Below are 6,448 nucleotides of genomic sequence, written 5' to 3' on the forward strand. Positions count from 1 at the left end.
TCCAGTGCCCGTCGTAAACATGCCAAACGCGAAAAAGAGCCTTGGCTTCTGGTTGTATCGCCCTCGCTAAAAGCGTTTTCTGCAGTGCGGGTCGTGGATTATTATCGAAGCCGTATGCAAATTGAGGAAGGCTTGCGAGACACCCAAAGTACGCATTATGGTTTGGATTTTACCAGCGAAAGTCGGATTGAAGCCGAACGCCGAGCCAACCTGTTATTAATTGCCGCGCTCATCATTTTTGCGCTTTGGCTTACGGGGATATGTTTAAAAGGTACTGATATCGAGCGACACATTAAGGTCAACAGCGGCCAAGGTCGTTCACCCTATTCAGTTATTTTTCTCGCCAGAATAGCTCGCCGCTATGTCGTTTTTGAATTATCCGCCTCAATGTTGGAGCAGGCGCAAGCCCTTTTAGTAGATTACTTCGATTCATTGGAGAGAGAGTAAATTCGTGGGGATACCTCAGGACCTGACCCTGTTGCTCTGTTGCTCTTCCGTGAGCTCCGTAACTTTAGTTTTTAATTTCACTTCAAATTCCTCATTTGAGTTATCAACGACAGTAACAGGATCAAAACAGGTGTTTATTGATGACAGCCAACTATGAGAAGGCGTCCTGCTGGAAGTCTTTTGTTTAAGTCTTTGTGCGACAACGTACAGATAAGGTTATAAGAACTGAGCTACGATTTCAATACAGCAATTAGACTGTTTAATATAGATGGAGGTATTATGAAAATCATTTTAAAGAATGCAGTTCGATCTTCGATATTTGCAAGTTTTATCGTTTTTGGTCTGAATGGAATTCTACATGCAGATCAGGATGACAAAAGTTCTATGGGGCAGTCTTCTTCACAAGGTAGTTCTATGTCAGGAAGCTCCTCATCCGAGCGCGGAGATATTCGACACCCGTCCCACGAATCTGACTCAAGCGGAGATACAGGCATGGCTCCATCCTCCACAGGATCGGATAGTGCACCGGGAACCAGTCAACGCAAAGGCGTAACAGGTGGAGAAGGTGGCTCAGCGACTAGACAGCCTTCACCGCAGGGTAGTTCTACGTCAGGAGGCTCCTCAAGTGACCGAGAAAATATGCAGCGTAACCATTAAACAAATGTGAACCTGATGTGAAGATGTAAGAGGATAATTTTTATCCTCCTACATCCTTGTGTGCTTTATCTCTGCGGGTGGCTTTTATGCTTTTTCCACCAAGAGCCAGAGTAGCAAATAAAGATGTCGGAACATTGGTGATATGATGGCAGGAGAGGCTCAACGGTATTTAAAGCCTCCAAAATATAAAGAAAACTTATAGAATTTATAGAGTTTATAACGGTATTTAGCGACCATACAGAATTTTCTTTTTGAAAAACTTCCAATAACGCTCAATTAAGTTCAGGTTGAATGCATATGGCGGCAGGAATACGAGTTTTATTTTGAGTCGCTGAGATAGTCACTGATCAGTTGGGATCGATAATAACGCGCATTGTCACAAATAATGTAAATACATGCTGCTGTTGGATGGTGTGCCTCGATTTGCTGAAACAATTAGATAGTCGATTGCGCATTGATGGTGTTATCGTAGCGTACGATGGCCTGTAGGCTAGCAGTATTGATCGCACCGTTAATGTTCAAGTGCTGCCGACCGGTATTGCTCCGAATTTCGCGATCCTGGCCGCGTTTGATCCATCCTTAACCGGCTACCGGATTATGATGGGGATGAGAGTGGCATCCCTGAAATAAATAGGGTCTTCGGGCGCTTTGCTTGCCTTGAGTTCTTCATAGCATTCCACGAAAGCGCGCTGTTTCTCGGCATCCGCCTTACCCGGTACCAGTTTTGGTTTTTTATAGACATAGCCCATTCGGCATAATAATTGGGTTATGCCGCTTGCACTGTAGGAGAAACCCCAGGTTTGTTCGAGATAATGCGCGATTTCTTTGGCAGTCAAATACAGATTTTCGTGCAGATGTTGATCCAATGCTTGCTTTTGCAGCTCATTCAGAAAAGACTCGCTACCGCCAACCTCGAACTTCTGTAGCGCAGGCAAGCCCCCTTGCGATCACGCTTATAGTGATTACGCACGGTTTCCCGATCAATCATGAGCGCTTCAGCCACTTGAGTAACCGACCAACCTCTTCCTAACCGATAGACAGTTTTTAGCCGGTCAGCATATCGCTTGTCTGAGGTATGACGGTGTGCCGATTCTAGATCAGCAATTTCTTGTGCAGTAAGCTGATAACGTGTTGACATATCTAAATTCTAATATATCCATAACAATACTGCACTTAACTTAAACCAATTTTTGATTCACGAGAAGTATACCTTCTTTGAATAGGCGCAATAGTGCAGCCTTGTGAAAGCTGGATGCGGGAAAACTGCACGTCCAGTTTGAGCGGTGGACAGAGGCAAGCCTTTCAGTAGGCGCCTCCTCCGACCCGACAGCGATGAAGTTGCCGTAATGGAAATGGAGCGAAGGGGCTGACATATCCGAAATAGATCGTTGGTCAACCAGCGATGAGATGAACGAATGGTTTATGCAAACTTGGTAATTTGCGAGGGACATGAAGAGCCGTATGAGGTGAGAGTTTCACGTACGGTTCCGTGAGCGCCAGAAGAGGAAGTTCCTTCTGGCGACTCTACCACCAGAAAAGCTAAAAATAATAATTGACCGCAAAAATGCCTTCATTGCTATGATCAAAACGGTTGAATTCCAATCTTAGATCTAGATCTTGTGACAGTGCATACCGGGTTATGAAATGAGAGGTGAAATAACGCTTACTATCACCCAGTAAAAAAAACTGGTAACTACCTGCTATTTTGATTCTCAAATCCTCGCTTATATCGTAAAACGCACCCAATTCAACATCCCCACCGAGGCGATAATCCCGCTTCAAATTACCAGAAAATTCAGTTTTTAGATCAACAAAAGAAAATAGCAGGAGTGGCGAGAGAAAATCTGGTCGATAGGAGATTCCACTGCCATAATTGCCTTTAACCGAATTGCAATAATTACAATCGCGGTCTCTGAGTGTGTCAATCTCTAAGGTTGCACGCCAGGAAGGCTTAACAAATAAGGAATCGTAGGGATTGAGTGCCGTGATGGAGAGAATTTTTGCTTGATCTAGCCTTACCCGTTCAGACTCGAAGAAATAGCGGAGCTTGAAGTCCATGAAAATAATTTCAGAGTTCTTGTCATACCCGACATCTTTGGCCATTAAATCATGGTAAGCCGGGCGATAGGCAAACTCCAGAAAAGGTTCGCGATCATTGTGCCCTACTCCTAAACGGAAGCGATCCGTGCCATGGCCACGGTCTGGCGAATTGGAAAAGCGAGTCATGAGATCATTCCCATTATCAGTAATCTGCAGGCGACTTCTGGCCAGCAGGATTGAATGAGGAATCTTTACCTCTCTGCCGCTCTTTTCCTGCATGCTTTTGTACTGAAGATAATCCATATAAGCGTCTAACAAAAGTGCTTGTGAGCTGGCGGAGAGGCTGTCAAAGGTATTACTTTCCAGTGTGACCTCCCCTTTGGTCATGCTATGTAATACTCGCTTCTCCTCAGAGGTCATCTTGAGGCGCTTATGGTTCATTTGGTTGAGAACTGCGGGTCGATAAACAACCTGTTTTACCAGATCCTCCTGCGCCATCACTATTTTTACCGTATCAGCCGGGATAACGCTAAAAAAGAAATGATCTTTTAATCGCAGATTCGGGTTGGCAATCTCCAAAAGGGAAAGCACATGATAAGAGCAGTTTTCCTGGAAATAATAATAATCAAAATAGGTTCCACCCAACTCCCACAAGTGGAGCAACATCGTATTCAACTGGTCTTGGGTAAACTTGAGCTCATACTCCCATAGATCACGGCTTTCCCAATTATTGTATTCCTGTACCTTGGTGTAATAGGGGAAAATTGCAAAGCGTCCCTGGAAAGAGCCTATCAGCCCTTTCAATGCATAGAGAAACGCATTTTCTGTATCGGGAATCGCTGCATAGTTTGCGCCATAGTTTATTAAATTATTGTTACTTTCAGTTCTTCGGCTATCTATACGTATCAGGGTATGGCCAAACATCGAGGCGGGATTATTCAAGAAATAAGATGCAAATACCAACGTTACACCCACTGGATCCAATGTTTTAATCCAACGATCGAGGCGATCACATTCTTGTATTTCCAAGCGATCAGAGTCGAATGCCAATTGCTGATTCAACCATTTGAATCGGGCGGGAAAATTACACTGTGGATGCTCTTTGCCTTTTGCAATCTCAGCCAACGGAACAAAAAAACTGGCAAGAGTGGCAGCTAGTTCTGATTCTGGATCAGTTTTTCCCTGTGGAGAATTGAAAAACTCCATCCCATCAGCTTCACTGATCACACCGCCAAAGAGTTTCTTATTGTATTTTAATAGCAAGTGCCAGACGCGCTGATCACTCAGTTTTATTTGTCTGGCTCGCTGTTGCAGTCCAGCCAGATAATCAACAGCATTTTTATCTTCGGAATTAGCAGCTACAGGAAACAAGCAAAACCAGAAAATTAACCCAACAAAAAAACAAACAGGCGGCACTAAGAAACCATAAAAACAATAATATTGGGGTGGGCGGATATAGGTTTTTACCTATATCCGTTTACTATCTTTTTCTTAATTCAATGCAGATAACTGAATATCGCAGGATTTTGCGAGCTTCGGATGATGAGCCAGTTGATTTTCAAGCTGGCTGAGCAATTCGGTTGAAGTGGTTTGATCGTTCACTACCAAATGATCGAATTTCTCCTGCACCATAGTACCAAATTCTTGATGGGTTTCTGCTGGACACTGGTACAAGCTGGCTAAGGTATACAGATTTTCACCTTTACCCTGCGCCATTTCTTTAACCAGGCTGGTGTAGTTCTCTTGCGCAAATATTTCCCGCTCTTTACTGATGTTTATCAATCCATGATCGCCACAGTTTGATGTCCCAAATGTAATTCCAAAAGTTTGAGATCCAAATGTCCCATTGGTAGTAGCAGCAAAAATCTGTCGTCCACCCGACTTTGATCCTAAAACCATAGAACCCAATCCACAACCTGCTGCACCATATCCAGCGGCAAAACTAGAAACAGGAAGCAAAAGTGAAAGAACTGCTGCTGCAATCAAACTATGTTGTTTCATATTTCTCTCTCCATAAAAAGGCTGTTTCCGCTTCAAACCCAGATTAACGCTCCGATAATTCCCTGCCAGTTTTGAAGCGCATAATTCTTTGTCATAAAACATCAAGAAAATGATCTAGGAAAAATAAACATTTTTTTTTCATTAGAACGAATCAGAATCTACTGAAACTTCCATAGGCTGTCAATCCTAAAACAATTGCGTGTTCCAAGAATGACTTATTAAACTAAACAAAAACCTAAGGCTTATCTAAATTTTCCAGAAAAGATAAGAACTCGTTGCGGTATTTGTAATTGTGGCGCCAATACACATCAGTGTGAGTTCCATCAGGAATTCTCCACAAAGTTTTCGGCTCAGCCAATTTTTCGAAAACTTTTTCGCCAAGCTCAGGTTCTACGACAACATCATTTTGCCCATGGATAACAAGGACAGGAACGGGTGAAATTGATTTTAAATCTCCCGGCGCCCAATGATCACTTACTAAGACATAACTCAGCGGTTGTAACGGCCAAGTGAGCCAAAAGTGAGTTAGTTTAACACTGACAATGCGCTGAAAAGACTCAAAGGTACTGTCCGCAACGACGAGCTTTAAATTAATTTCAGATTTTTTATCAATCGCTGTCCGTAGGGCAACAATGCCACCCATGCTTTGACCATAGATAATAATTGGACCGCCCTGAGATTTATTTTTTGCCACCCAATCCACTGCAGCGTGACCAGAATCCAAACAACTTTTGGGAGTGGGTTTTCCTTCAGAAAGTCCATAGCCAGGAAAATCAAAAATGAAGAGATGGTATCCTTCATCAGTGATCCAAGCCAATTGCAAGTAGTGAGAAGTCAAGTTTTCAGCATTGCCATGAAAAAAAATTATCGTCGCCTTTGCTGGGGATTTTTTGGCGGAAAACCACCAACCATGAAGCTTTCTTTGAGCGACATCAGTAAAATAAATATCTTCAGGGGCATATCCCGCAGCTTTTGGGTCATAGTAAAGATGTCCTTTGTCGGGATAATAGAACAAGCTTGAGCAACCATTGAGTAATATTACGCCAGGAATAATTAAAAAAAATAATCGGGTAAATGCTTTTTTCATCATTTAATTCTGCGAGTAATGTGTAGAGCCAGTCTACCCCATGTCAATGACGGAGATACTCTCTCTTTTTGCAACCCATTTTTGAGAAAATCATGCTGCCTCCATGTTGAAGAACATACTGCCGTCAAAGGGTTGTTTGTTATGTAACATGCCATAAATGGCGTGCAATATTTTTCGCATGACTGCACATATTGCTTGAATTTTTTGCAACCCGCG

8 protein-coding genes are annotated in these 6,448 nt (G+C 43.0%); 2 read left to right on the forward strand and 6 right to left on the reverse strand.

Annotated features, from left to right (window positions below; genetic code table 11):
• Nucleotides 1-447 (forward strand): transposase (locus tag BLW34_RS14630; RefSeq protein ID WP_143037965.1); only part of this gene is annotated, 447 nt, incomplete at its 5' end.
• 279 nt (nucleotides 448-726) lie between these two features.
• A complete protein-coding gene (locus tag BLW34_RS15875; protein ID WP_143037966.1) occupies nucleotides 727-1,104 on the forward strand; it encodes a hypothetical protein in 378 nt (125 codons plus the stop codon).
• A 226-nt stretch (nucleotides 1,105-1,330) separates the two neighbouring features.
• Here the strand turns inward: BLW34_RS15875 and BLW34_RS17560 are convergent, their stop codons facing one another.
• From BLW34_RS17560 to BLW34_RS14660, 6 genes are all read right to left on the reverse strand, one after another.
• A complete protein-coding gene (locus tag BLW34_RS17560) occupies nucleotides 1,331-1,426 on the reverse strand; it encodes a transposase (protein ID WP_090581150.1) in 96 nt (31 codons plus the stop codon).
• A gap of 265 nt (nucleotides 1,427-1,691) precedes the next feature.
• The gene (locus BLW34_RS14645; protein ID WP_090581146.1) at nucleotides 1,692-2,039 is read right to left on the reverse strand and encodes a helix-turn-helix domain-containing protein; all 348 of its coding nucleotides are present in this window, start codon (nucleotides 2,037-2,039) and stop codon (nucleotides 1,692-1,694) included.
• Nucleotides 1,991-2,242, reverse strand: a complete 252-nt coding sequence (locus BLW34_RS15880) for a terminase gpP N-terminus-related DNA-binding protein (protein WP_143037967.1) — start codon at nucleotides 2,240-2,242, stop codon at nucleotides 1,991-1,993. The genes BLW34_RS14645 and BLW34_RS15880 overlap by 49 nt, the downstream gene beginning before the upstream one ends.
• 401 nt (nucleotides 2,243-2,643) lie before the next feature.
• The gene (locus tag BLW34_RS14650) at nucleotides 2,644-4,515 is read right to left on the reverse strand and encodes an Lnb N-terminal periplasmic domain-containing protein (protein ID WP_256203821.1); all 1,872 of its coding nucleotides are present in this window, start codon (nucleotides 4,513-4,515) and stop codon (nucleotides 2,644-2,646) included.
• A 120-nt stretch (nucleotides 4,516-4,635) separates the two neighbouring features.
• Complete coding sequence (locus BLW34_RS14655; protein ID WP_090581156.1) at nucleotides 4,636-5,145, reverse strand: DUF3015 domain-containing protein; 510 nt, start codon at nucleotides 5,143-5,145, stop codon at nucleotides 4,636-4,638.
• Nucleotides 5,146-5,380: 235 nt separating this feature from the next.
• On the reverse strand, nucleotides 5,381-6,235 hold the full coding sequence (locus BLW34_RS14660) for an alpha/beta hydrolase (RefSeq protein ID WP_090581148.1): 855 nt from the start codon (nucleotides 6,233-6,235) through the stop codon (nucleotides 5,381-5,383).
• Between the last annotated feature and the right edge of the window lie 213 nt (nucleotides 6,236-6,448).

The sequence above is a fragment of the Nitrosomonas sp. Nm58 genome, from assembly GCF_900107335.1.
Lineage (GTDB): Bacteria > Pseudomonadota > Gammaproteobacteria > Burkholderiales > Nitrosomonadaceae > Nitrosomonas.

Coding starts and splice junctions, on each gene's coding strand:
- BLW34_RS15875 (WP_143037966.1), top strand. CDS start 727: ATGAAAATCATTTTAAAGAATGCAGTTCGATCTTCGATATTTGCAAGT.
- BLW34_RS15880 (WP_143037967.1), bottom strand. CDS start 2,242: ATGTCAACACGTTATCAGCTTACTGCACAAGAAATTGCTGATCTAGAA.
- BLW34_RS14655 (WP_090581156.1), bottom strand. CDS start 5,145: ATGAAACAACATAGTTTGATTGCAGCAGCAGTTCTTTCACTTTTGCTT.
- BLW34_RS14660 (WP_090581148.1), bottom strand. CDS start 6,235: ATGATGAAAAAAGCATTTACCCGATTATTTTTTTTAATTATTCCTGGC.